Annotated in this window: 23 protein-coding genes; 9 read left to right on the top strand and 14 right to left on the bottom strand. The window is 39.7% G+C overall.

Features of this window, described 5'->3' with window-relative positions:
• The 3 genes from ACYVM0_RS05420 to ACYVM0_RS05430 form a co-directional block, all read right to left on the bottom strand.
• Positions 1–3,459 (bottom strand): SusC/RagA family TonB-linked outer membrane protein, encoded by a 3,459-nt coding sequence (locus ACYVM0_RS05420; RefSeq protein WP_460553640.1) that lies wholly within the window; start codon positions 3,457–3,459, stop codon positions 1–3.
• A 179-nt stretch (positions 3,460–3,638) separates the two neighbouring features.
• Positions 3,639–4,682, bottom strand: a complete 1,044-nt coding sequence (locus ACYVM0_RS05425; RefSeq protein ID WP_460553643.1) for a FecR family protein — start codon at positions 4,680–4,682, stop codon at positions 3,639–3,641.
• Between the two features lie 68 nt (positions 4,683–4,750).
• Complete coding sequence (locus ACYVM0_RS05430) at positions 4,751–5,323, bottom strand: sigma-70 family RNA polymerase sigma factor (protein ID WP_460553646.1); 573 nt, start codon at positions 5,321–5,323, stop codon at positions 4,751–4,753.
• A gap of 208 nt (positions 5,324–5,531) precedes the next feature.
• Here ACYVM0_RS05430 and ACYVM0_RS05435 point away from each other — a divergent pair, with 208 nt between their 5' ends.
• On the top strand, positions 5,532–5,888 hold the full coding sequence (locus tag ACYVM0_RS05435) for a hypothetical protein (protein WP_460553649.1): 357 nt from the start codon (positions 5,532–5,534) through the stop codon (positions 5,886–5,888).
• 79 nt (positions 5,889–5,967) lie between these two features.
• Complete coding sequence (locus ACYVM0_RS05440; protein WP_460553652.1) at positions 5,968–6,480, top strand: hypothetical protein; 513 nt, start codon at positions 5,968–5,970, stop codon at positions 6,478–6,480.
• A 178-nt stretch (positions 6,481–6,658) separates the two neighbouring features.
• Here the strand turns inward: ACYVM0_RS05440 and ACYVM0_RS05445 are convergent, their stop codons facing one another.
• The 5 genes from ACYVM0_RS05445 to ACYVM0_RS05465 form a co-directional block, all read right to left on the bottom strand.
• The gene (locus ACYVM0_RS05445) at positions 6,659–7,057 is read right to left on the bottom strand and encodes a response regulator (RefSeq protein WP_460553655.1); all 399 of its coding nucleotides are present in this window, start codon (positions 7,055–7,057) and stop codon (positions 6,659–6,661) included.
• Between the two features lie 120 nt (positions 7,058–7,177).
• Positions 7,178–8,617: an ATP-binding response regulator gene (locus ACYVM0_RS05450; protein ID WP_460553658.1), complete on the bottom strand. Its 1,440-nt coding sequence runs from the start codon at positions 8,615–8,617 to the stop codon at positions 7,178–7,180.
• 24 nt (positions 8,618–8,641) lie between these two features.
• Positions 8,642–9,871 (bottom strand): response regulator, encoded by a 1,230-nt coding sequence (locus tag ACYVM0_RS05455; RefSeq protein ID WP_460553661.1) that lies wholly within the window; start codon positions 9,869–9,871, stop codon positions 8,642–8,644.
• 5 nt (positions 9,872–9,876) lie between these two features.
• A complete protein-coding gene (locus ACYVM0_RS05460; protein WP_460553664.1) occupies positions 9,877–16,329 on the bottom strand; it encodes a HAMP domain-containing protein in 6,453 nt (2,150 codons plus the stop codon).
• 319 nt (positions 16,330–16,648) lie between these two features.
• Positions 16,649–17,026, bottom strand: a complete 378-nt coding sequence (locus tag ACYVM0_RS05465) for a DNA-binding transcriptional response regulator (RefSeq protein WP_460553667.1) — start codon at positions 17,024–17,026, stop codon at positions 16,649–16,651.
• Positions 17,027–17,827: 801 nt separating this feature from the next.
• On the opposite strand from ACYVM0_RS05465, the gene ACYVM0_RS05470 reads away from it, so the two are divergent.
• Positions 17,828–18,385, top strand: a complete 558-nt coding sequence (locus ACYVM0_RS05470; protein WP_460553670.1) for a YciE/YciF ferroxidase family protein — start codon at positions 17,828–17,830, stop codon at positions 18,383–18,385.
• A 105-nt stretch (positions 18,386–18,490) separates the two neighbouring features.
• Here ACYVM0_RS05470 and ACYVM0_RS05475 read toward each other — a convergent pair whose 3' ends face one another.
• Both ACYVM0_RS05475 and ACYVM0_RS05480 read right to left on the bottom strand, forming a co-directional pair.
• Entirely contained in the window at positions 18,491–18,967 is a 477-nt protein-coding gene (locus ACYVM0_RS05475; protein ID WP_460553673.1) for a hypothetical protein, read from the bottom strand.
• 152 nt (positions 18,968–19,119) lie between these two features.
• On the bottom strand, positions 19,120–19,521 hold the full coding sequence (locus ACYVM0_RS05480) for a hypothetical protein (RefSeq protein ID WP_460553676.1): 402 nt from the start codon (positions 19,519–19,521) through the stop codon (positions 19,120–19,122).
• Between the two features lie 119 nt (positions 19,522–19,640).
• On the opposite strand from ACYVM0_RS05480, the gene ACYVM0_RS05485 reads away from it, so the two are divergent.
• From ACYVM0_RS05485 to ACYVM0_RS05495, 3 genes are all read left to right on the top strand, one after another.
• A complete protein-coding gene (locus ACYVM0_RS05485) occupies positions 19,641–19,856 on the top strand; it encodes a hypothetical protein (RefSeq protein WP_460553679.1) in 216 nt (71 codons plus the stop codon).
• Positions 19,857–19,900: 44 nt separating this feature from the next.
• A complete protein-coding gene (locus ACYVM0_RS05490; protein WP_460553681.1) occupies positions 19,901–20,344 on the top strand; it encodes an SRPBCC family protein in 444 nt (147 codons plus the stop codon).
• 85 nt (positions 20,345–20,429) lie between these two features.
• A complete protein-coding gene (locus ACYVM0_RS05495) occupies positions 20,430–20,579 on the top strand; it encodes a hypothetical protein (protein ID WP_460553684.1) in 150 nt (49 codons plus the stop codon).
• A gap of 275 nt (positions 20,580–20,854) precedes the next feature.
• Here ACYVM0_RS05495 and ACYVM0_RS05500 read toward each other — a convergent pair whose 3' ends face one another.
• Complete coding sequence (locus ACYVM0_RS05500) at positions 20,855–21,172, bottom strand: hypothetical protein (protein ID WP_460553687.1); 318 nt, start codon at positions 21,170–21,172, stop codon at positions 20,855–20,857.
• Between the two features lie 148 nt (positions 21,173–21,320).
• On the bottom strand, positions 21,321–21,878 hold the full coding sequence (locus ACYVM0_RS05505; RefSeq protein ID WP_460553690.1) for a helix-turn-helix domain-containing protein: 558 nt from the start codon (positions 21,876–21,878) through the stop codon (positions 21,321–21,323).
• A gap of 355 nt (positions 21,879–22,233) precedes the next feature.
• On the opposite strand from ACYVM0_RS05505, the gene ACYVM0_RS05510 reads away from it, so the two are divergent.
• Positions 22,234–23,340, top strand: a complete 1,107-nt coding sequence (locus ACYVM0_RS05510) for a DNA topoisomerase IB (RefSeq protein WP_460553692.1) — start codon at positions 22,234–22,236, stop codon at positions 23,338–23,340.
• A gap of 411 nt (positions 23,341–23,751) precedes the next feature.
• Positions 23,752–24,120, top strand: a complete 369-nt coding sequence (locus ACYVM0_RS05515; RefSeq protein ID WP_460553696.1) for a cupredoxin domain-containing protein — start codon at positions 23,752–23,754, stop codon at positions 24,118–24,120.
• A 132-nt stretch (positions 24,121–24,252) separates the two neighbouring features.
• Here ACYVM0_RS05515 and ACYVM0_RS05520 read toward each other — a convergent pair whose 3' ends face one another.
• Positions 24,253–24,504, bottom strand: a complete 252-nt coding sequence (locus ACYVM0_RS05520; RefSeq protein WP_460553699.1) for a YtxH domain-containing protein — start codon at positions 24,502–24,504, stop codon at positions 24,253–24,255.
• Positions 24,505–24,787: 283 nt separating this feature from the next.
• On the opposite strand from ACYVM0_RS05520, the gene ACYVM0_RS05525 reads away from it, so the two are divergent.
• The gene (locus tag ACYVM0_RS05525) at positions 24,788–25,369 is read left to right on the top strand and encodes a DUF4142 domain-containing protein (RefSeq protein WP_460553702.1); all 582 of its coding nucleotides are present in this window, start codon (positions 24,788–24,790) and stop codon (positions 25,367–25,369) included.
• Between the two features lie 85 nt (positions 25,370–25,454).
• Here the strand turns inward: ACYVM0_RS05525 and ACYVM0_RS05530 are convergent, their stop codons facing one another.
• A complete protein-coding gene (locus tag ACYVM0_RS05530; RefSeq protein WP_460553705.1) occupies positions 25,455–26,027 on the bottom strand; it encodes a ferritin-like domain-containing protein in 573 nt (190 codons plus the stop codon).
• Positions 26,028–26,316 lie beyond the last annotated feature (289 nt).

Below are 26,316 nucleotides of genomic sequence, written 5' to 3' on the forward strand. Positions count from 1 at the left end.
TTAAAGTGAAATATTAAGACCAAATGCAACACTGCGGTAAAATGGATAAGCCGTTGCGCTTACATTATTACCTACCTCAGGATCAAACACACTCAGCACTTTTGTTGTTTCCCACAGGTCCTGCCCGGATACATACAACTTAATTTCTCTTGCATATTTCTTTTTTACAGGAAGCGTGTAACCGATCTGTATATTTTTCAGGCGCAGGTAATTGCCATTTTGTGCCCAGCGGTCTGATGGTTTGTAATTGTGTGCACTGGTTTGATACATCCTTGGAAAAAATGCATTGGGATTATCGGGTGTCCACCTGTCCATATGAATGGTCCACGGCATATCTGCAGTACCCAGCATTGGCGACAATGTTTCTTCGCTGATCAGGAATTTTCTTTGCATGGCCCCTTGTAAGAAAACAGAAAAATCAAAACCTTTCCATGATAAACCCAGGTCGAAACCGTAAGTATACCTGGCATTAGTGGTGCCCAGGTAAACCAGGTCACCGGGATTCTGCGGCGTACCATCACCTGAATTAATCACACCATCACCATTAAGGTCAAGGTATTTCATATCACCTGCTTTTGGATTAGCAAAAAACGGATAAGAAACTTTTGCTTTGTAAGCATCTGCTTCGGCCTGTGTTTGAAAGAAGCCATCAGTTTTATATCCCCACACAGTATTCATTGCATAACCTTCCATCAATGATATTACACCGCCTGCCCCGATAGAATTCTTTCCGTCGTAATGCACCAGTTTATTCTGGTTATCAGAAATATTGAAACCAATATGGTAATCAAATTTTCTTATCCTGTCTCTCCATTTAATATCCAACTCACTGCCCCAGCTCTTTAATTCACCAACATTGGTAAAGCCGGTGGCAACACCAATAATATTAGGCACATTTAAAGTAGCCAGCATATCCTTGTTACGTTTTACATAATAGTCAGCTGTTATGGTCAGCCTGTTTCTCAACACACCTAAATCGATACCTATATTGGATTGCTGTACGGTTTCCCAGGTAATATCCGGCGATGAAAGTACATTCTGGTAAAAGTATTGTGTACGTGTTCCGTTAAACACTAAATTATTATTGGTAGTTAAACCACTGGTGAGTAAAGGAATATAATCATACAATCCAATTGCGGCACTGTTACCCAATTGTCCCCATGAAAGACGTAGTTTTAAATTGTTGATAAAAGACAGGTCCTTCATAAAATTTTCTTCGCTTACTCTCCATGCAGCAGAAAAAGAAGGGAATAACTGCCAGCGGTTAGATGGTGCCAGTCTTGAGCTGCCATCATACCTGTAAGAAGCTTCCAATAAATACCTTCCTTTAAAACTATAATTCAAACGGCCGAATGCTGAAGCCAATGCCCAGGTCTGCACCAGGTCTTTACTGGTTTTAGTAAGCGGATCTGCAAAATTCAAACTAAAGAAATCATTGCTGATCATACTCTGCCCCGTAGCTGTTACTTCATCTTTCCGGTATTCTTCATACGACCCGCCTTGTAATATGGTAAAGGCATGATCTTTTATTTTATAGTTGTACGTTAAAAATCCCTGCAGGTTATTCTGGTAGGCTTTATTTTTTACCAGCGACATGGTATTAGGTGTATTGATACTAAAGCGAACCGTGTTAGTGCTGCGGCCATACCAGTACAATGTTTTACTATTGTTCTCCATGTTGTAGGCATTCTGGTTTCTCCAGCCTATTACATCCAGCGTAAGTCCTTTTATTACATTCTTCACCTGGAAATTCAGTTTGCTGGTAAAGGTTTCATAGTCTCTTGTTTCCAGGCCGGCATTCTTTTCAATATCTACTGCATTTACCTGCAGGTCGCCATTGTATTTATTGCCTGTTACATCTTCTGCAGGCACGTACAATGATTGCCTGGTGCGGCTGCGGTACAACCTGTTAATGATCTGGTCGGTACCATAGGAATTTTCCCTGGTGAATGAGCCGATATAGCCAGCCGTAACTTTCAGGCTTACATATTTATTCAGTTCTGCATTCAGGTTCAGTTTAAAATTGTATCTTTTATTATCGTCTGGCCCAAACCGTAATATACCATCTCTCTGGTAAAAACTTCCTGATACCAGGTAATTCACTTTCTGATCTCCGCCTCCAATTGAAAGTGAATGATTTTGCTGGTGGTTAATTTTATCCATCCCTTCTTTTATCCAGTTATTATTGCCGTAATATTCCCAACGGTCGGATGTAGGATTAGGACGATAAGAAAAATTGGGATTCTGCAGCCACTCAATCTGTTCTGCACTAAATTCCCTGGCACCGGTAGCATTAAAGCGGGCTTCGTCAATTAATGTTTGTTCATCCCATGAATCAAGGCGTTGCGGTTGCCTTGCAGTAATATTTATTCCGTAATAGGTATTAAAATTCACTCTTGTTTTTCCCGGGGCACCCTGTTTGGTGGTAACCAGTATAACACCAGCTGCTGCCCTTGCGCCATAGATAGCTGAAGCAGAAGCATCTTTTAATACCGTTATAGATTCCACATCATTGGGGTCCAGTAAATTAATATCCTGTTCAATTCCATCTACCAACACCAAGGCACTGGCAGAGTTGGAAGAAGTAAAACCACGAACACGGATGCCATAACCTTCTGCACCGGGTTTGCCACTGCCCCTCAATACGGTTACACCCGGCAGCACACCCTGTAACGCGCCGGTTACATTGGGTACCGGACGATTCACCAGGTCTTTTCCACCCACCTGTGCTACTGCACCACTAAGGTTTACCTTTTTCTGGCTGCCGTAACCAACCACCACCACTTCATCCAAACCTTTGTTGGCTAATTTAAGTACTACATCTACAGCGTTGTTATTTGCATTAACAGCTACTTCGTTAGTTTCATAACCTACTGAACTAAATACCAAAACCGGTTTTTCATTTTTTAATACAATTCTAAAATCGCCTTTTACGTTGGTAACAGTACGGTTCCCGGTTCCTTTTTCAGTAACCGTAACGCCAACTATGGGAGCACCTTTATCATCTCTTACCGTTCCGGAAACAATAATATCTGATGCATTCAGATTACCTGCAGCCGTATTATCCAAACCGGCAGTAACCACCAATCCTTTTTCACGGGATACCTTAAATAAAATGATCTGGTCGTCGGCAGCTTTGTAGCCAATGTCAAGCGATTTAAAAATATCCTCTAAAAATTCACCTAATTTTCTGGCGTTGATGGAGCAGGAAATTTTTCTGCCGGCCTGTATGGCCTTTGGGCTATATACAAATTTTACATTGGCCTGGCTTTCCAGTTCGGCAATGATCTTTTTGATTTCCACCTGTCTGGCATTAATGGAAACGGGTTTGTTTAAATAGTCCTGGCCTTTTACATCTTTAGCATATAAAGAAAAGGCAAAAATGGCAGTAAGTACAATCTGGGCAAACGTTAATTTCATCAGCTTAAGAATTAAAGCAGCAGCTTGTTTTTTTTTCATACTTTAGCAAAGTTTGAGTTCGTTAATTAATAGTGGCGGACCTTACAATAAATCCTTTTTTAAGGATTTGAAAGCTGTCAATGCTCGAACATTGACGGCTTTTTTTGTAAGAAAAAGAGTTGTTGTTTTTTATCTTATCATACAGCAGTATTTGGTTTTACAATCGGTTTTAATATTTTCTATTCGCAGCCGGCACCTTTTATTAAAATGGTAGTGCCTTTTATTTCGTAAGATGCATTGATGGCTTTGCAGATAAAATCTAATTTTGAATACAGGTCCTGCCGGGCAATATTGCCGGTAAAAGTGCACTTATTGATATTTTCATTTTCGGCAATAATATCAATGGCATATTCTTTTGAAATAGCAGTTAATACATTCGACATTTCTTCATTTTCAAAATTGAAATTTTCCGGTTTTTTGTTGATCAGCGGCATGGGCTTTTCTACCAGCGAAGCCACAAACATTCGGGTATTAACCGAATAAATAACTTTTTGATTGGGGGTTAATACAACACCATTCTCCGTTTTATTTTTTTGATTTTTCAGCAATGCCTGGTTTTCCGATACTTCTACCCTTCCCGTAAGTACCGCTACTTCTACTTCTTTATTGGTCTTTTTGGTATTGATGGTAAAACTGGTACCAATTACATGGGTGATCAGGTTATTGTGATAAATGTAAAACGGGCGTTTTGCGTTTTTGGATACTTCAAAAAATGCTTTGCCTTCCAGGTATACTTCACGTTTACCGGCAGCAAAATGTTCGGGATAATTTAATACTGTACCTGGTTCAATTACCACGGTTGTGCTGTCTTCCAATAATATACTGAGGGCTTTACCTGTAGTATTGGTTTTGTTGATCATGCCCGATTGAGGCATAGCAGCAGTAAGATCTTCATGATCGGATAAACTATTATTGCTATTGAACCGGAGCGCAAAAAACAACATTGCCCCTATTACAGAAGCCGCCACCGCCCATTTAACAATGGCCATTTTATAAAAAGGCCTTGCAGGCGGTATTGATGATTGTTCGGTAAGTAAAGTTTTTGCCTGTATTTTTTCCCATATCCTGCTGTGGATAGCATTCAGGTCGCTTTCGGTGTAGGATGCAAAAATATTATTATCCTCAGATAATTCGAGCAGGTTATCGATCATCTGCCTTTCCTCGATGGTGCAGGTATTGTTGAGGTACCTGCCCATCAGGTTGTACAACGCTGTTTTACTCATATAGCAATAGGTATATACAGGCAGTAACACAAAGTGCCTGCACCCCTAAAGGCTGGTACATATATTTTTTAGCTGGCTAAAAAAAGGAGCAGGAACAACAAAAAATCTTTGAGTTGTATGCGGAGAAATTTGAAGGATTTGGTAATGTGATATTCCACTGCCTTTTCGGTTAAATGCAGTTGCAGTGCAATTTCTTTGTTGCTGTAATTACCCACTTTGCTCAGGCGAAAGACCTCCTGTGTTTTTTCGGGCAGTTCGGCTACAGCTTTTTCCCATGCATCCATTAAATTACGCACAAACAGGTTATTCTCTGTTTCATTATCGGTATTGGGATAAGCCACGGTAAGGTCCTGGTATTTTTTATCTTTTATTTTAGCACGGATATAATTTAATACCCCAAACTTTGTGGCCTGCACCAGGTAGGCTTCCAAATGCTGAATGGAAACAGCATTTCTTCGCTGCCATAATGATACAAAAACATCCTGGCAAAGGTCCTCCGCAATTTGCGGGGTGTGTACCTTGCCCACTGCATAACGAAATACTACAACCCAATAGCGGCGGTAAATTTCATCAAATGCCCCGGTGTCTGACCGGCCCAGCATTTCCAGTAAGGCCTCATCTTTTTGCAGTTGGTAATACATAGCAGGTAGCTTTCGCTGAAGTAAAAGTACAAATTTTGCAATTGATTGACCAGGAGGTTTTCCACCAAAAGTATTTTGTATCCTGTTTGTGTAGAAGATATCACAAAAATAAAGACATCATTTTTGCAGCACAGCAACCATTGCATAATGAAAGCAGGTATACTAATTATATGCTTTATTTAACAAGCTTCCTGATTATTTTTGCAGGATGCGTTTTTTATCTGTTTTATTGTTGTCACTATGCAGCCTTGCAGCCAGTTTGCAAAGCCATGCATCTGACGTACCTGTAAAACAAGCGCCTGTATCCACCGAATGCAGGGCTGCGGAGCAGGCCATTGCTGATGACGCTTTAAATAATTATTACCAGGTTGCTGTTACTGCACCCGTTGCAGCCAATCATGCTATTGCTAAAGAAGTTTCCGGTTTTTTCACCGGCAGTGCGGCTAAAAATACAACAGCTTATATTATATCCGGCTGCTTTCAAAACAGCCAGGTAGATTCCTCCGGCAACTATGCCAAAATTTTCAGGATCAAACTGATCTTTCCACAGCATTATCACTGGTGATAGTTGACATACTATTACTATCTCCTTCGTCCCGGCTTATTCAATAGCCGGCTATTTATTTATTTCTAAAAAATTAATTATGTCAACCATACTTATGGCAATGCTCATACTTGCCTTTACTATTATACTGCCGTGGATATTTATCGCACGCCACAAAAAAGCTTTAAAAAAACAGGCACATGCAAACTTCCGCAAATTCAGTACTGCAGGTGCTGACCGTAACCTGTCTTTTTCACGCCAGGAGATCATTCAAAATAAATTCATTGGCTTTGATGGTTTACAGCAGGTGCTGATGATTGCCGAACTGGACAATGATTATGATATCACCTGTATTACTGTAAAAGAATTAGCGCAATGTAAAGTTGATAAAGAATATTATACCCACGGTGATACTGCTGCAGATAAAGAAAAAATAGTAAAAGAGATCAGGCTGGTATTCCATTTACGGAATAACAGCGACCCTGTTACTGTTTTATTCTACAGCAACCAGAGTGATAGTATTTATGCTATGGCAGAGATGGACACCAAAGCCAGGGAATGGCAAACGGTCATTTCAAAAATGATCCCGAAAGCTGTTGCAGCAGCAATATAATACCATAACTTAAATGATTACTACTACCGGGACTGAACTGGTAGTAGTAATCATTTTTTTTTGCCCGGGCATTCGACCGGCTACCGGTAATGAATGATGAACGCCACATTTCCAATTGCATTCTTATGCATTGCTGAACGACCATTATTTTAAGGGTTGAGAAAAATAAAAGGGAACATTAGTTCCAGTCTTTTGCAATAATGTTATGCAATGCCCGTAACAGTTCATCAAACCGGTTAGGCTTTTGTAAAAAAAAGGCGGCGCCCAATTGAAGAGTTTCCTCTATATCTTTTTTTTCGGCCGAGGTGGAATAAATTATTACAGGAATATGTTTTAGCTTATGGTTATTTTTTATCCTGGAAAGGCATTCCTTACCATTTATCCTGGGCATATTAAGATCTAAGAAAATAAAATCCGGCAGGTGAACCATTTCATTAATAAGTTTTGAGAGTGCTTCTTCGCCATCAAAAGCAATTATGCACTTACAAAATTCATCTATCCCATGCAATGCTTCAATAAATAATTCCCGGTCATCCGGATCATCGTCCGCAATGAAAAAAATTTTACTTGCTTCCACAGATAGTTTTAAGGGTTCTTATGTTTTAATTAAAGGTAATAAGAAACTCCAAAAAAAAAATATTTTCCCGTCGGTAATTACTACCTGTTTTGTATGATAGTAAAAATACTGTGCCCCTTATTAATCGGCCACACTAAAAAACAAGGTAAAAACCGTGCCTTTGTTAAGCTGCGATTGCACATCGAGAGAAACACTGTGCGATTGAAGAATATTAAGTGTTGAAGACAACCCCAACCCCATACCATTTTGTTTGGATGTAAAATAGGGCTCAAAAAGGCGGGGTATATTTTCTTCACTTATACCACAGCCATTATCTTCTATAGTTACCATGTACTGCTGGCCATTATTTTTTACAGTGATAATTAATTCCCCTTCGTTTTCCTCCATGGCTTCTATTGCGTTAATAATAATGTTAAGAAAAGCGATCTTTAATTTTTCTTTATCTGCCATTATCCATGCGGGGGTATCAGGATAGTGCCGGTGTAGTGTTATATTCCTGAGTTTTATCCTGTCTATGGCAGATTCAAGACTTTCGTCAATAACGGATTGCAGAGATTTTTTTTCAACAAATACCTGGCGGGGTCTTGATGAATTGAGTAATTCAGAGATAAGCCCTTCTATCCTTTTGCTATTCCGCTGAATTATCTCGAGGCATATTTTAGATTCTCCGTTATCTAAAGGAAGCTCCAGCTGCTCGGCAGACAACATAATTATATTCAAAGGGTTCCGCACTTCATGTGCAATTACCCTTACCATTCTGCTGGCCATATTTAGTTTCTCTACCATTAAATTGGCTTTTTCCGCTTTCTTTAAAGTTGTAATGTCGTGTATGATGCCTTGTATATAGGTATTGCCTGTAATATCCGTCTCACGTGAAAGTGTAAGTATACATTGCTTCTTTTCGGCATTTTTGCCGGTTAATTCCACTTCTTTATCAAGTATGCCCCCCGTTGCAGCCAGTTTTTCCTTTATGAACAAGGCATCATTTTCGTTGGCAAGAAGGCTGTACAGGCTTTTCGAAAGCAATTCTTCCCTGTCGTAATCCAGTAATGTAAACGATGTATTATTTACTTCAGTAAACAGCAATTCTTCATCGGCTATAAACACAATATCTTTTGATTTTTCAAAAATATTCCGGAATTTCCTTTCGCTGCTTTTAAGGGCTTTTAACGAAGAATTTCTTTCCAGCGAATATCTTATACAACGCTCCAGTTTCTCCGTATTTAATTCTCCTTTTACCAGGTAATCCCATGCGCCTGATTCCATAGCTTCCATATCTATTTTTCGGTTACCGTTACCCGTAAGTAAAATAAGAGGCTCTTCGCAATTGTTTTTTATCGATTCCTGTATCAGCTCCAGCCCGGTTTGAGCCCCTAACCGGTAATCGATAAAATACAGGTCGTATTTACCCTGGCAAATTAACCGGGCAGCATCATTGTACACATGGCACCAGTCTATAACAAACTGCTGGCCTTCAATTTTAGATATAAATTCCCTGATGATAAAATAATCATCCTCATCATCATCCACTATCAATATTCGAACTGGCAATGAATTCATAATTTATCTCTTTAATTGGCCGTTTTAATTAGCCGGAAATGAAATAATAAAAGTGGCCCCTTCATTTTCTTTACTAAGGGCCGATATAAAGCCCTGGTGCTTTTCCACTATCTGCTTGCATAAAGCCAGGCCAATACCGGTGCCTTCGTATTCGCTGTTGCCATGCAGCCGTACAAACATATCAAATATCTGTTCGGCATATTTCTGGTCAAAACCAATACCATTATCGGTAACGTATATACGCCAGAATTGCCGGTTGCGTGAGGCGTTTGCCCCAGTGCCATTTTCCTGTTCGGCATAAATATCAATCACAGGGTCAATATCTTTTTTACGGTACTTTAAAGCGTTGCTGATCAAATTAGAAAAAAGCGGCCTCATCAGCCCCGGGTTTACATCTAAAGAAGGTAGTTGTTTAATATTGAAGGTGGCTTTCTTTTCCTGTACCGTTGGTTCCATTTCGGAAAGCACCTCTTCTACAAGAATATTCAGATCGGTATTGATAAAACCATTTTTATCATTGGAAACTTTTGAAAATTCGAGTATATCTTTTATTAATGCCTGCATCCGCTCGGCCGATTTTTGCATCCGGCTGATATACCGCACGGCCTCATCATCAAGCACATCTTTGTATTTGGAGTATAGCAGGTCGCTGAAGGTCCTGATCTTGCGCAATGGCTCCTGCAGATCGTGTGATGACATAAAGGCAAAGCGGTCCAGGTCTTTATTGGCTGCTTCAAGATGATCTATATTTTCAAGCAGCTTCTGGTTAAGCTCAATAGCTTTTGCCTCCGACATTTTTCTTTCGTTGATCTCATTTTCAAGGCTTTTATTAATGGCCAGTAATTTTTGTTCATGGGCTATCAGCTGATGATTTTTGGTATATAGTTCAATAAACACCGATACCTTGGTCCTCAGCATTTCAGGATTAATGGGCTTATAGATATAGTCTACCGCCCCCATACGATACCCTTTAAACATATTCTCTTCGCCATAGGTATTGGCGGTAATAAAAACAATTGGGATATGTTTCAGTTTTTCCCTTTCATAGATCAGTTCTGCTGTTTCAAAACCACTCAGGTTGGGCATTTTTACATCCATCAGTATCAATGCAAAATCAAATTCGGCCAGCAATATCTTTAATGCCTGCCTTCCCGAGCCTGCCTTTACCAGTTCGTATCCGTCGGGCTCCAGTATCGTCTCCATAGAGAGCAGGTTATCTTCCCTGTCGTCGACTAACAATATCTTCTTTTTCATGAATATTATTTATAGAACCAAATGCGCATTAAAGAAAGCAGCTGGTCAATTTTTAAAGGCTTAGTAATATAATCGGATGCTCCCGCCTCAATACATTTCTGACGGTCGCCCTTCATAGCTTTAGCCGTAACAGCTATAATCGGCAACGTGCTGTTCTTATGTTCTCTTCTTATTTTTTGTATCGTTTCGTACCCGTCCATTTCAGGCATCATTATATCCATTAATACCATCTCTACTTTCAGCTCTTCGTTGCTGATCATTTCAATAGCTTCTTTACCGCTTTCTGCTGTAATGGTATTAATATTATAGCGTTCAAACACGGTTGTTAAAGCAAATAAATTCCGCACATCATCATCTACCACCAGTATATTCCTTCCCGTTAGTATATCATTTTTTATGCGTATGCCTTCAATTACCCGTTGCTTTTCCGGCGGTAATTCCTTATGGTTCATGTGCAGGTGCACAATTATTTCTTCAAGAAGATTTTCCAATGAGTTTACGCCTTTAAGCAAAATGGTGTTGGAAGTTCGGTTGATATGGCTCAGTTCCGCCTTATTAAAATCCTTTGCAGAGTAGATAATGACCGGCGTTAACCTTTTCTTTAATTCTTCCACCTTATTGATGAGGTCGGCTCCCGAAATATCGGGTAATGTGTAATCCAGTATCACACTGTCAAAATCCTTATTACTTAATTGTTCAATGGCTTTTTTACCGGTGGGGGCAATTACGATATTTACATTGCTGAAACTGATCATCTTTGCCATTTGCGAAGAATCAATTTCATTATCTTCTACCAGCAGTATATTTTTCGCCCCTTTTTTACTTACATAAGAGATATCCTCAAAAAGTTCATTTAACGATTCATTATCCAGTGGCTTTAATAAAAAATCTCTTGCCCCCCGTTTCATGGCCAATGCCCTGTTCTCTTCTCCCGATACCAGGTAAATCGGGATATGCCTGTAATTAAGATCGTTCTTAAGCATATCCAACACTTTCCAGCCACTGGTATCAGGCAGTTTTACATCAAGCGTTATCGCCTGTGGCATAAACCGGTTGATAAAATCGAACACTTCAATATAACTGATAGCCACAATGGCCTTCATATTATTCAGGTGAGCCTTTTCTATCATGATCTTTGCAAAACGCAGGTCATCTTCCACAATAAGCAACACATCATCGCCGGGCACAATATTGGTTCTGTCATCGCCTGTATCATTGATCATTTCGTTAACGATGTTAAGATTTTTAGAATCACTAACGCCACTGGTTGCACGAATAGAATGTAACAACGAATCTATTTCTCCTTTATTTTCGCCCAGGCTGAATTGGTGCAATGCATTTAAACTATCTGATGCTTCTTTTGACACAATACCTGATATGCTTTCCACGGGCAGGAATAAGGTAAAGGTGCTGCCCTGCGATAAGTTACTTTCCAGTTCGATACTACCGCCTAACAACTCTGCCAGACCACGGCTGATGGATAATCCTAAGCCGGTACCGCCGTACTTACGGCTGGTAGACCCTTCTGCCTGTTGAAAGGCTTCAAAAATGATGTTTTGCTTTTCCTGTGGGATACCAATACCGGTATCACTTATAGCAAATGCTACCACTCTTTTTGCCTCGTCCAGGTTAATATTACCCTGTTTCCAGTTCTTTTTTGCTTCGTATATTTTTAATTTCACTTCTCCCTTTTCGGTAAACTTAAATGAGTTTGACAACAGGTTTTTCAAAATCTGGTTTAAACGCTGCAGGTCAGTTTCCATTGTAAGCGGCAGCTGGGTATCTGTTTCAATGGTAAAGCGCAAGTGTTTGGCTTCTGATAGTGGTTTGAATGTAGTTTCCACAAATGAGGCGATTTCTGTAAAACGAACCGGTGATATGTTTGCAGATATGAAACCGGATTCGATCTTTGAAAGATCAAGAATGTCGTTGATCAGTTGTATAAGATCATCCCCGCAGGAGTGAATGGTTTTTGCATACCGTATCTGTTTTTCATTAAGGTTACCTTCTGCATTTTCGTACAACTGCTGTGCAAGAATAAGTAAGCTGTTCAGCGGCGTTCTTAACTCGTGCGACATATTGGCAAGAAATTCTGATTTGTATTTGGAAGTAAGTGTAAGCTGTTCTGCTTTTTCTTCCAGTGAACGCCTGGCCTCTTCCACTTCACGGTTCTTTTCTTCCACTTCATTTTTTTGCTTTACCAGCAGCAATGCTTTATCCTGCAATTCATCATTGGTACGGCTCAATTCTTCCTGTTGCAATTTCAATTCGCCGGCCAGTGATTGTGATTGTTCCAGTAATTCTTCTGTACGTGAGTTGGCTTCTATCGTGTTAAGCACAATACCGATACTTTCTGTTAACTGGCTTAAAAAGTCTAGATGCGTCTGGCTGAAAATATCTAATGAGGCTAATTCAATAACTGCTTTCACTTTATTTTCAAACAATACGGGCAGGATGATAAGATTGGATGGATGTGCTTTTCCTAATCCTGAATTGATCTTGATATAATTGGCAGGCACTTTGGAAAGTATGATCCTTTCTTTTTCAAAAGCCACCTGCCCTACCAAACCTTCGCCTATAGCGAATTCTGTAGGAATATTCTTTTCTGATTTATACCCGTATGCTGAGAACAGGCTAAGCTTTACATCCTGTGTTTCTTCGCCTTGTTTTAATACATAGAATGCGCCCCAGTGTGCCGTAACCACTTGCGCCAGCTCCGAAAGAATACGTTGCGTAACTGTTTTAAGATCCCTTTGCCCCTGCAACATCTGTGTAAATTTTGCAAGGTTAGATTTTAACCAGTCCTGTTCCTGGTTGAGCAAAGTGGTTTCTTTAAGGTTAGCGATCATCTGGTTGATAGTATCTTTCAATGCCTCTACCTCACCTTTTGCTTCTACCCTTATCGTTCTCGTAAGGTCGCCCTTTGTTACCGCCGATGCCACTTCAGAAATTGAACGCACCTGTGTGGTAAGGTTTTGTGCCAGCTGGTTTACGTTTTCTGTAAGGTTCTTCCATATACCTGATGCACCGGGTACACTTGCCTGTCCGCCCAACTGCCCGTCCACACCCACTTCCCGGGCAACAGTAGTTACCTGGTCGGCAAATAAGGCCAGCGTATCTATCATTTCATTAATGGTATCAATCAATTGCGCCACTTCGCCCCGGGAAACAATGGCTAATTTTTGTTTTAAATTTCCGGTAGCCACTGCCGTTACCACTTTTGCAATACCACGTACCTGGTTGGTAAGGTTGGATGCCATCATGTTCACAGAGTCTGTCAGATCTTTCCAAGTGCCTGCAACACCTTTTACTTCTGCCTGTCCGCCCAGTTTACCTTCGGTACCTACTTCCCGTGCCACACGGGTTACCTCAAACGCAAATGAGTTTAACTGTTCCACCATGGTATTGATGGTATTTTTCAGATCAAGAATTTCTCCTTTAACATCAATGGCCACTGTTTTAGAAAGGTCGCCTGATGCTACCGCTTTTGTTACTTCGGCAATGTTACGCACCTGTGCGGTAAGGTTACCCGTCATCTGGTTTACTGAGTCGGTAAGATCTTTCCATGTGCCTGCAACACCGGGTACAAACGCCTGTCCCCCGAGTTTACCATCGGTACCTACTTCACGTGCCACACGGGTTACTTCAGATGCAAAGGCACGTAGCTGGTCCACCATGGTGTTGAGTGTTTCTTTCAACTGCAAAATTTCTCCACGTACATCCACGGTAATTTTTTTACTCATATCACCATTTGCCACCGCAATGGCCACCTCGGCAATATTTCTTACCTGTGCGGTTAGGTTACCGGCCATCTGGTTTACAGAGTCGGTAAGATCTTTCCATGTGCCCGCTACACCGGGTACGTTTGCCTGTCCGCCTAATTTACCTTCTGTACCTACCTCTCTCGCCACACGGGTTACTTCCGATGCAAAACCACGTAACTGGTCCACCATGGTGTTGATGGTGTTTTTCAATTCCAATATCTCACCTTTTACATCCACGCCAATTTTTCTTGATAAATCACCATTAGCAACAGCCGTTGTTACCTCGGCAATATTACGTACCTGACTGGTAAGGTTACTCGCCATTTTATTTACAGAGTCGGTAAGGTCTTTCCATGTGCCCGCAACACCTGTTACTTCGGCCTGCCCGCCCAGTTTTCCTTCACTACCTACTTCACGTGCCACACGGGTTACTTCAGATCCAAATGAGTTCAACTGATCCACCATCGTATTGATGGTATCTTTCAACTCCAGTATCTCTCCCTTTACATCCACGGTAATTTTTCTTGACAGATCGCCTTTTGCCACGGCAGTTGTTACCTCAGCAATATTACGCACCTGGTCAGTTAAGTTACTCGCCATACCGTTTACAGAATCGGTAAGATCTTTCCATACACCACCCACATCTTTTACCGCAGCCTGTCCACCCAGTTTTCCTTCGCTACCTACCTCACGTGCCACACGGGTTACTTCCGATGCAAAACTTCTCAACTGTTCCACCATGGTATTAATGGTATTTTTTAATTCCAGGATCTCTCCTTTTACATCCACATCAATTTTTCTTGACAAGTCGCCAGTTGCCACCGCCGTTGTTACCTCGGCAATATTACGTACCTGACTGGTAAGGTTACCCGCCATAATATTTACCGAGTCTGTCAGGTCTTTCCATGTACCGGCAACACCGGGCACCTGCGCTTGTCCGCCCAGTTTTCCTTCGCTACCTACTTCACGTGCCACACGGGTTACTTCCGAGCCGAATGAATTCAACTGATCCACCATGGTGTTGATCGTATTTTTTAATTCGAGGATCTCTCCTTTTACGTCCACCGTAATTTTTCTTGATAAGTCACCTTTTGCCACCGCTGTGGTTACTTCCGCAATATTTCTTACCTGGCCCGTAAGGTTACTCGCCATACCATTTACAGAGTCGGTCAGATCTTTCCATGTTCCGGCAACACCTTTTACCTGCGCCTGCCCGCCCAGTTTTCCTTCGGTACCTACTTCCAGTGCCACACGGGTTACCTCTGATGAAAACGAGTTTAACTGATCCACCATGGTGTTGATCGTATTTTTTAATTCGAGAATTTCTCCTCTTACATCCACCGTAATTTTTCTTGATAAATCACCTTTTGCCACTGCTGTTGTTACCTCCGCAATATTACGAACCTGACCCGTAAGGTTACTCGCCATTTGGTTTACAGAGTCTGTCAGATCTTTCCATACACCACCCACACCTTTTACTTTTGCCTGCCCCCCCAGTTTTCCTTCACTACCTACTTCACGGGCCACACGGGTTACTTCAGCAGAAAAGGAGTTCAACTGGTCCACCATGGTATTGATCGTATCTTTCAATTCCAATATCTCTCCTTTTACGTCCACCGTAATTTGTCTTGATAAATCACCTTTTGCCACCGCAGTGGTTACTTCTGCAATATTACGTACCTGACCCGTAAGGTTACTCGCCATTTGGTTAACCGAGTCCGTTAGATCTTTCCATGTTCCGGCAACACCTTTTACCTGTGCCTGTCCACCCAGTTTACCTTCGGTACCTACTTCCAATGCCACACGGGTTACCTCTGAGGAGAAAGAGTTCAACTGGTCCACCATAGTGTTGATCGTATTCTTTAATTCAAGGATCTCTCCTTTTACATCCACGGTAATTTTTTTGGAAAGGTCACCTTTTGCAACGGCCGTGGTAACCTCTGCAATATTTCTTACCTGGTCAGTTAAATTACTGGCCATACCATTTACCGAATCGGTAAGGTCTTTCCATACACCACCCACACCTTTTACTTTCGCCTGTCCGCCCAGTTTTCCTTCGCTACCTACTTCACGGGCCACACGGGTTACTTCCATGGAAAAAAGGTTGAGCTGTTTCACCATGTCATTTACTTCTTTGGCAATGCGTGAGAATTCGCCTTTAAGAGCATGGCCACCAATTTCCAATGGCATTTCCTGCGACAAATTTCCTTTGGCCACAGAACTGATCACGTGTGCAATTTCAATAGTGGGATGCACCAGGTCGGATATCAATGTATTCAAGGAATCCACACCGGTACCCCATGATCCTTTGGCATTGGGCACTTCAATACGCTGGGTAAGTTTTCCCTGCTTACCAATAATGTTACCGGCTTTGGTAAATTCCACCATCATCCGTTCATTCAATGTAATGATCTCATTCATGGTATCGCAGATCTTGCCATTTAACCCCACTTCATCAATGGGCATGCGAACGGAGAAGTTGCCATTCTTCACTTCCATCAATACTTTCAGTAATTGCCTGCTGTTGAAATTTTCCGTTGTACCGGAATCGTTGTTTGTTATGGATTTTTTTTTGTGAGTGCCATTACTTTTGGGTTTGGGCACTTCATTAAGCGTTGGAATGCTGAAGCCTGCTGCTTTACTTACTTTAATTCCATTGGCAGCATTACTGGTCTTTAATTTAGGATTTCTCATAATTAAGAATGGTTTTATTACAGCGATAAACGGCTATTAAACAAACGGCATATCCTGTGCTTCAAGTAAAACAATACTACAAACTACAGGATGATTAAGCCCGGACTGCCATTATTGCCTATAGCCGGGTGCGGTATTTTTACCACAATAATTATTCCTATATAAAAAAACAACCCGAAATGCTGTTTTATAGCCCTATTGCTCCTACAAGCTTGTGTTTGTGGCAGATAGTAAGGGGAAATGTAGCCTCGCTGATAATAAAATCGGGGACAGATCTAAAAAAACGGGGAAAAATTTCCACACGGGTTACGTAAATACGTTAAGAGCATGCTTCAATTACTTTATTAACCATATCACGGGAAAACGGTTTGCCCATAAAATAATCAGCACCTTCATTAATAGCTTTTTCTTTATCTGCCTGGGTATCGTGTGCTGTAACCATTACAATTTTACTTAAGGGATGTTCTGTTTTAATTTGTTTTATGAAATTAATGCCCAGTCCATCGGGTAAATAATTGTCCAGGAAAATGATCCCGGGTTCTTTTCCTTTAAGTGCAATTGCAGCATCGTGTAATGTTGTGGCGCATTCTGCTGATATTTCCATTTGCCTGAGTACGCTGCTCAATAAAAAACAAATATCCATCTCGTCATCAATAATGAATGCATCATGTGGTGAGGCAGTTGTTAAGTTATTCACTTTGATTATTTTTTATTTAAGATACTATTACAATAACAATTATGCTGCCAATTAATGTTTAATCACTAAAAATGAGGCTTGTAATTGATCATTGCTGAGCAAAGGCTACATGATCTTTGCGGCAATCAAATTTTTCAGTATGCCTGTGTTTCTGCCGTTAACTATCTAAAAAGTCATAAAAAAAGGGCCACGGATAAAAATCCAGCCCCGTAAATCCAATATCCTATTTAAAACCAATAAACTAATTTCAAATATTGCGCCAACAGGTTTATTGCTTTTAAAATGCGATTATATTAGGAAAGGCGTGTATTAACTTTCCCAATGTGATGAAAAAATTTATCTGTTCCCCATTTTATAATTACCCGTTTGGCTAAAGTTTTATTTGCTCACACTATGATGTCGCTACTACCGTGCTGATTTGATCTGTAATGGCAGCATATTACAAACTGGTTGTTCATTAAAAATAAAAGAGAGGTTAGTGTTTACCAACCCCTCCATGTTTCTTTAAATTTTGCCCGGATAGCACAGGCCGTTCCGGGCAGGGTATGCCTGTTATTATTTATTACGGCTCCCTGTAATTTAGAAACTGAATTATAAAAAACAAACATTGTGCCAACACAAATTATATTCTCCTAATTATGATACGTGAAAACAATTAGCCTTATTGAGCGGTAAATTTTCTACAATTAAAAATAAAATCCCCGTTTTGTATTCTATTTCAAGTACGGTAATGCTGGCATAATAAATGAACACATTTTATTTTAAGCAAACAATTACAATACATTTTTAAAAACTATCATCATGGACAAAAATCAGAAAAAAACAACCGTTAAAAAAGCAGGAATGCCGGATGAAACACAATCAAGGCTACAGTCTTTTTTTATTGAAGAATTAAAGGACATCTACTGGGCAGAAAAGCACCTGGTAAAAAGTTTACCTAAAATGCAAAAAGCAGCTACCAATGAAGAACTTCAGAATGCTTTTGCCGATCACTGCGAACAAACTAAAGAGCATGTTACCAGGCTGGAACAGGTGTTTGATCTTATTGGAAAAAAGCCCGTATCTCAAAAGTGCGAAGCAATAGAAGGATTAACTAAAGAAGGAGAAACCATTATTGCCGATACAGAGGACGGCACTTCTACCAGGGATGTAGGGCTGATAATGGCAGCACAAAAAATTGAGCATTATGAAATAGCTACTTATGGTAGCCTTGTGCAGCTTGCCAATACGCTTGACATGGCCGACGTTGTTGATTTACTGCGAACAACATTGGATGAAGAAAAACAGGCCGACAGGAACCTGACTGATCTTGCCGAGAATAAAGTAAATCAAATGTCGCTGGAAGAAATGGAAGCATAATGGTTTGATAAAAACAAAATGGTGATCACTGTAAAAACCCTTCGTTACCGAAGGGTTTTTTATAGCTATTAATTTACTGTTACCGCTTTATAACTGGTTTTATTTTTATGAAAAATTGTATACCCTTGGGTGGGAAATAAACAGGTTATTGATGGCATACTTTACTTTTTGTGACCATGAAACGTTTGCTGGTATTTTGTTCTCATAAAATTCTGCATGCACTATTTTCATTTTAATTAAGGCAACACCATAATTACTGCCGGGATAACTGATATTGAAAAAACCAAAGTCTTTACTTACTATAGTAGCTTTTCCACTAAGGTGTAAATGGCCATCACATCCTTTCTTATAATAATCAAGATATGCAAAAAACGGCTTGTCCATCATCTTAGTAATTTCATAATACCCTTTAAAGGCAGTAAAAAACCAAACTGCCCCATCGTCATCTGTTTTAAGCGTATTAATGATGTTATTGGGCAGGTTAAGTTCATTAGTAATGTCCTCTGTTTTGAAAAGTGCAATTTTAATTTCATTAATTTTTTGCTTCAGAAAATTGAAATTGTAGTCGTGGTGATGTTGCATGGTTAGTGGTTTAGTAATAAAAATCCAAAGGGTATGCCAATAGCATTTTGCTTATTTCTTATCCGTTTTCAAACCACGATGCGGAGCTTATTCCACAAAGTGAGCAAATGATATACCGCAGCACGAATTAAATGCAACACCTTTATTTCATTTTACTGCTGGCTGTTTTTTAACTGCTCTTCCTTTGTGGTAATGTCAATTTTTTCTCTCTTAATTCCAAACCTCATTAGTGAGAAGATAGCCATATAAATATTTGCCACCCATACCAAAGAAAATCCTGCAAGTATATATCCACGCCAGTCGTTGAACAATAGTTTAAAATTACTTAGCCAAAGCAGGGCAATGGTTACATAATGACTAAAGCAATATTCGCAGGTAAAAAGGTAAAAAAACTTTCTTGTCAGCATCGTCTTCCCTTCCTTACTTAACCTGATACAATATTCCCTGGGTTCCCTTAATACTTCTTCATGCGTTATTGTCCATGAAATACATGCCACCGGTATTGCCAGCGTTACCAACCATTGAATTTGTATTGTCCAGACCGGTGTTATCATTTCAATGTTATTGCAATTTTATGCCCAAACTAAAAAAACAATGCCGCCTGGCCACGGCCAATCACAGCGTATGCAGTAACTACAGTCCCACCTTGGCTTAAAAATTGTTTTGGTTAAATATGGGCAATACAACATTACATTTAGCAGTTCCATGGCCGCAGGTAAAAGAATTACTGAAAGAAGTGAATGGCGATATTACTGATGAAGACCTTTTTTATGAAGAAGGCAAAGAATACCTGATGCTGGAACGGCTTGCAAAAAAAATGGGACGAGATACGGAACAGGTAAAAGCCTGGATAGAAAGTGTTTCATGGAACCCGAGGCCTTCATTTTAAAATAATAAACACCATATTTACTTACATTATAACTCTATTGTACCATGAAAAATATCAGAACAGCCAGGGCAGTGATTGAGATCGATGCATCTATAGCAAAAGTTTGGGAAGCGTTAACAACGCCACAACTAATAAAACAATATTTTTTTGGCACTGATGTCGTTTCGGGATGGAAGGTAGGCGATGCGATAACTTTTAGCGGAGAATGGAATGGACAACAATACCAGGATAAAGGGGCTATTTTAAACATCATTCCATTAAGGTTATTCAGGTATAATTACTGGAGTTCGATGTCAGGAATACCCGACAAAACAGAAAATTATGTAGTTATTACTTACAGCTTATTTGAAAATGATAATAAAGCCTTGCTGACGGTTACACAGGAAAATATCCCCGATGATGAAATGAAAGCACATGCTGAAGATAACTGGAAAACGGTACTGGATAAACTCAAGTATATTTTAGAGAAAGCTTATCAGCCGGTTTAGTGTAGCTTTTATGTAAAGTGAGCCTTGGCAGATTTATTAATGTGCAATGCCAGGCTGATCAGAAAATATTAAAATGTAATTGCCGATGATACGTAAATTAAGATCCGGTAAATACCGGTTATATTCAAAAAAGAAAACGGGTAAAGAAGGTAAAAGGAGAAACCTGGGCACCTTCGATTCTCTTGAGGCTGCAAGAAAACACGAAAGGGAAGTTCAATATTTCAAGCACCATTAATTGCGGCGATAATTCTATTTTACCGGAACGTTTAATGTATTGATACAGCTATCCTAAGTAAAAAACCATCCGTAAAAGATCCGGATGGTTTTATTCGTCTTCATAGTATTTCAGTTGAATTAATATTGGCAAGCCATTATTTTTATCAGGCCTTTCTGCCTGTATCTGAAACAGCTTTAGTACTAATTTATATCCCAGGCTTTATTGTATCACACTGCCATTATGGTCACAATACTGTCTGTAAAAATATCTTCCGCATTTTTCTTTTATTAAAATTATTCTTCTTTCGCCCGTTCTCCCGCCGGTATCTTTTTAATAAATTCGCTATACCAGTTTTCCATACCGTTGGCATACGCTCCGTATGCATCAATGCTGTACCCGATCAATCCATCATTAGTTTCTATAAGGTATAAGATAGCATTGTCTGAAGGATCAGACTCACCTTCAAAATGATATGTTTCAATAATCGTAAGATCATCAGGTTGATACATTTTTCCGGCCGGGCTTTTAAAACCTTCTTCCGAAACCTCAAATTCATTGTCTTGCTTTCTAAGGCGTAATTTTTCCAATACCCCTGTTAACGTTGTCATCATAATCTAATTTTCAGGTTAACACTCCTATTTAATTAAATTCCGGATACAAGCCAGAAATGATACCATCTGGATTATAAGACCAATAAAAAAAGCAGGAAGAAAAATCCGCCGTTTAACAAGGCAGGTTTATAAATAAGCCAATTTACTTTTAAGCTGTTTGCAACATTGCCGTTTGCAGTTGCAGCGATTTATAATCGCTGGCAGTTAAACCGGTTACTTTTTTAAATTGTGCAGAAAGATGGCCCACACTGCTATAGTTCATTTTTGCAGCAATTTCACTCAGTATAAAATCTTCTATCACCAGCATTGATTTAACCTTTTCAATCTTTTGCAATATGATATAATGTTCAATGCTTAAGCCGGTTTCCTGCGAAAAGATACTGGCAAGGTAAGTGTAATTGTAATGAAGGCGACTGCTGAGGTAATAGGAAAACTTTACAGGAAGCGGCTCTTCGCAGCAGTAAATGATCTCATAGATAATATCCTTTACTTTTTGTACCAGCAGGCTTTTCTTATCAAAAATAATTTCAAGCCCGGTTTCTTTCAGCGCCAGGTTCAACTGTCGTATCTGATAATGCGTAATATTCTTTTTTAACATTAGCTGCCCCATTGATATAAATTTTCCTTCGATATTTAACTGGCGTAAAATGTCATTGACTATCATTTCACAACGTTTACAAACCATATTTTTTATATTGATGATCATACAGCCGTTTTGCTTTTTTTAAAATAGTGACTATCCATTGCTTTGTATAAAATAAGAATCATGCCAAAAAATATGCAGCCATTTTTAAATGATGTGCAGGCATAAAACGCATATAAAAAACCTTTGTATTGCCCTGCAGTAAGGTGTTGCGGAATTTTGTACCCATTATTGCCCTCAACTTTTCTTTTCTAAAATAAAAATATACCTATTAAAAACGGAATGATTTATGGGCAGTATATTTTTGGGTGGGTAGTATTCAGTTATCAGTATTAAAGAAGAGCTGAGTAAAAAGTTCCCTGAATACCTGCCCGGAAAAAAAATCAGCAATGCTGCATTATCAATACAATTTAGGCCAATGTCAATAGCTGCAATACCCCATATTGCTATTTCGGAAAAGAAGCTGAGCGCCATCATCGGGAATGGAGAAAAAACAGCCGCTGCGGCTAAACTGCTTTACGTGCATGATTCGCAACCAGGCATTACACGCTGCAAAACCGGTAAAGGATTTAGCTATTTTCATAGAGGCAAAAAAATAACGGATAAGAGTACCCTGAACAGAATTCTTTCACTGGTAATACCTCCGGCCTGGCAGGGAGTATGGATATGTGCTTCACCCGACGGCCATTTACAAGTAACCGGCCTGGATGCCAAAAAGCGGAAGCAATACAGATACCACCCTGCCTGGAACGTCTTACGCAACCAAACAAAATTTCACCACATGATACAATTTGCTAAAGTCCTGCCTGCTATACGATCGAAAGTAGAACAGGACCTGGCATTACCCGGATTACCTCATGAAAAGGTAATGGCACTTATTGTAAAGCTGATGGAGAAAACACATATCCGAATCGGCAATAATTTTTATGAGCAGGTATATGGCTCATTTGGCTTAACCACACTCAAAACCAGGCATGTGTCCATAACAGGTAACGAACTACGGTTCTTTTTTAAAGGGAAAAAAGGCATTGAACACAGTATCCGGCTTCGCAGCAAAAGACTTGCCTCACTGGTTAAACAATGCAGGGAAATTCCCGGTAAGGAACTGTTTCAATATTTTGATGATAACGGCATTAAAAAGCCTGTTGATTCAGGTATGGTAAATGAGTATATTAAACAGTTAACAGAAGCTGATTTTACGGCAAAGGATTTCAGAACATGGGCAGGCACTATTGATACTTTCATTTGTTTTAAAGAATTGGGAATTCCTGAAACTGCTGCTGCCCGTAAAAAAAATATTATTGCGGTGCTGGATACCGTGGCTGAACAGCTAGGTAATACCAGGAACGTGTGTAAGAAATATTATGTGCATCCGGCAATTATTGACATGTACCAAAGCGGGTTACTGGAGAAGTATTTTAAACTACCCGCCTGTGATGCAGAAAAAACTGTTGGCCCCCAACTGAGTAAGGAAGAACAGTGCATGATAAAAATCCTGGAAGGTTACCAGAAGAAGGGAAATTAAAATCCCGGCACACCCCGGACTGTGGAAAAGATACCCCGGTAACAGCACATCCTGGTCAACAGCCAGTATAAAAAATAATGGCATGTGGTTTGAACCTGTACAATGTACCAGGGAATAGCCATGAAATAAAAATATTATTGGGAGACAGGACAAGCAAGCACAAAACCATCACTAACAAAAAGTGATACAATAAGCCCTTCATTTCTGAAGGGCTTATAATTTTTTATCTTGTACCGATGAATATTTAGCACTACAACCATTTTCCTAAGCCTCATTTTTACTTATTGCCACATGAAGTACTAATTACCTGCAGTAAGAAAAAACTGTTAATAATTGTGTTTGTATGGATTTTGGTACGCTAATGGGTATTGCATTCATACACTCAATTCTATACCTGTAATTAGAAAATTTATGAAAGCGTTTAAACCCCTTGGTACCATTTGTTGTGCAGGGCTACTTATCCTCACTACAGCATCATGCAAAAAAAATAATAGCAGTATACCGGAAGCTGAAGATTCTTCCAATATTACGAGGGTAACGATACAATCAATGCAGTTTCAACCGGCGTCTGTAACTGTTTTGCCGGGAAGCAAGATCACCTGGACCAATATGGATGCGGATATGCACTCTGTAATGTCAGATGACAATACCAGCTTTAACAGCGGCAATATAAGCTCACAGGGGTCTTTTACTTTTACTGCCGGTCAGCCAGGACTTTATCCTTATCATTGCGCTATACATCCCGGTATGAAGGGAACGCTTATAGTGGCTACCCGATAAAGCTTTGCCTGCAAAAAACACCTGGTATAATACAAGATAACTTATTAGTGAAGGGAGAGAAATTCTCCCTTCACTTTTGCAAACCGTTTTTAATAGCCCCCATAGTCCTGTATCAAATTATATTTATTTTATTCAGGCATTTTTCAATCTTTCGCTTCCCTTTTGCAACATGTCTGCGGTATCTTCTTTAATGCTTTCATACTTATTAGCAATAGCGTCAGACATTTTGCCAAAGCCATTTTTTACGACGTCTTTTAAATCAGTACCTTTCTTTCCGATCTTCTTCCTGGTTTCTGATCCCTTATCTGGTGCAAACAAAACACCTAAAATTGCGCCGGCTGCAGCGGCCGCCAATATTCCTGTCATTAACTTTCCTGTTGTCATGTGATATTTTTTTATGGTGATAAAATAGTTGTTCTGTTAGTTAGGATAACTAAAATGCTGCCAATATTTAAAAGCTGGTAATCATCTTTTTTATTCAGCTAATTGCGTACTGAATTTTTTTTGCACTTAACATACTTGTGTATACATTTCCACGCTTGTGGAATAATAAGCCCGCAAACAGTTGCAACGAACCCCGGATTAAATTAAAGCATACTATTCGCCGGCTGGCATGATTCTTTCCATTTGCAATCTGTAACCTGATTGATCATTTAAAAACAACAATATGAAAATTCATTTTTTTAGCAGAACACGCTATGGCTTTTTCGCCATTGTTGCTGCAGGTATTTTATCGTGCAATAGTAATAGCAACAAAGAACCTGATAAGGTTGCTGAAGAAAAAAATGATGCAAAATTTACCGGTCCATCGGTAAGAGATGCAACAGCTTTGGCTGATGCTTTCAGCAATAGCTTATTCGAGAAAACTTTATCGGACAGTGTGGAAAAACTATCTTCCAATAAAGAAATAAAAGCAATTGCCGATTCAATGATAGCCGGGCACAAGGCATTGAATGCCCAGATACAGGACCTTGCTGGTAAAAAAGTAATCTCCCTGCCTGCCAAACTTAATTCCACTCAGGAGGAAAAGCTTGCAGGATTAAAAGAAAAAAAACAGGCCGACCTTACCAAAGATTATGTTGACGGATTGATCAATGACCACAAAGAAGCTATAAGTAAATTTGAAAGGTGCTCACAGGAATGCGAAGACCCCGAAATAAAATCGCTGTTTCAAAATGCGTTGCCGGCACTCCGGCATCATCTTGATATGGTGATGATGTATAAAGATAGAATGGATAAGAAAAAATAAACTCCGTAAACCAGGGGCAATCAATTAACAAAACAACCGGGTATCATCACCCGGTTGTTGGTATCATTGCCTGATGCAACATATTTTAAACTTCCGTTTCTTCCAGCGACATCTGATTTACTTTATTTTCTGCAAGCCGTGTCAATGCTTTATCTGCCTCTTTCTCTTCATCAAGTGTTATTTTAAGTAGCTCTATTAATTCGTCATCCATCTGCAATATTCCTGCAAGTTGCAACAGGCTTCCGTATGTGGCTATTTCATAATGCTCAATTTTTTGTGCAGCCACTATCAATCCAACATCCCTTGTTGCAGTGCCGTTTTCTGTATCGTCAATTATGGTGTCCACCTCCCTGGTAAGGCCTTCTATAGCCTCGCACTTACCTGCCTGTATTTCTTCTCCCATAATTTTAAATATTTGTTCCAGCCTTGTAACCTGTTCCCCGGTTTGTTCCAGGTGATATGAAAAAACATTTTCAAGTTCTTCATTAGTTGCAGCACCCAGCATTTGGGTAAGCACTTTTACATGCTGTATCTCTCCCCAATAAATATCTTTTAGTTCATCTGTAAAGAAGGTTAAAAGTTTTGAAGGAGGTTCGTGAAAATCCCCGTTACCAGGGGCTATTTTGATTTCCGGATTTCCTTTTACTTTCTTTTTCATGGTAATGATTTTTAATTAAAAAATCAGGTCTTGTATAAACTCATCAAACATTAATTATGCCACTATTGCAACAGCTGAAAGCCGTGCAAACGGGGATGTTTTTCCACTACTGCATAATGGCAGCAATTGCAATTCAAAAATCTGCGGGCTGGCAGTTATGTTATTGTTACGCTATCTTTTTCTATTGCAAAAAGGCATGTTTTTTGTATTATGTATATCCCGTTGTTTTAAACTGCTTTGTTACCTGCTGCCCTTTTTATAATGCATTATGTACCTACAAAAAAAGAGT

The organism is Ferruginibacter profundus (assembly GCF_054783275.1).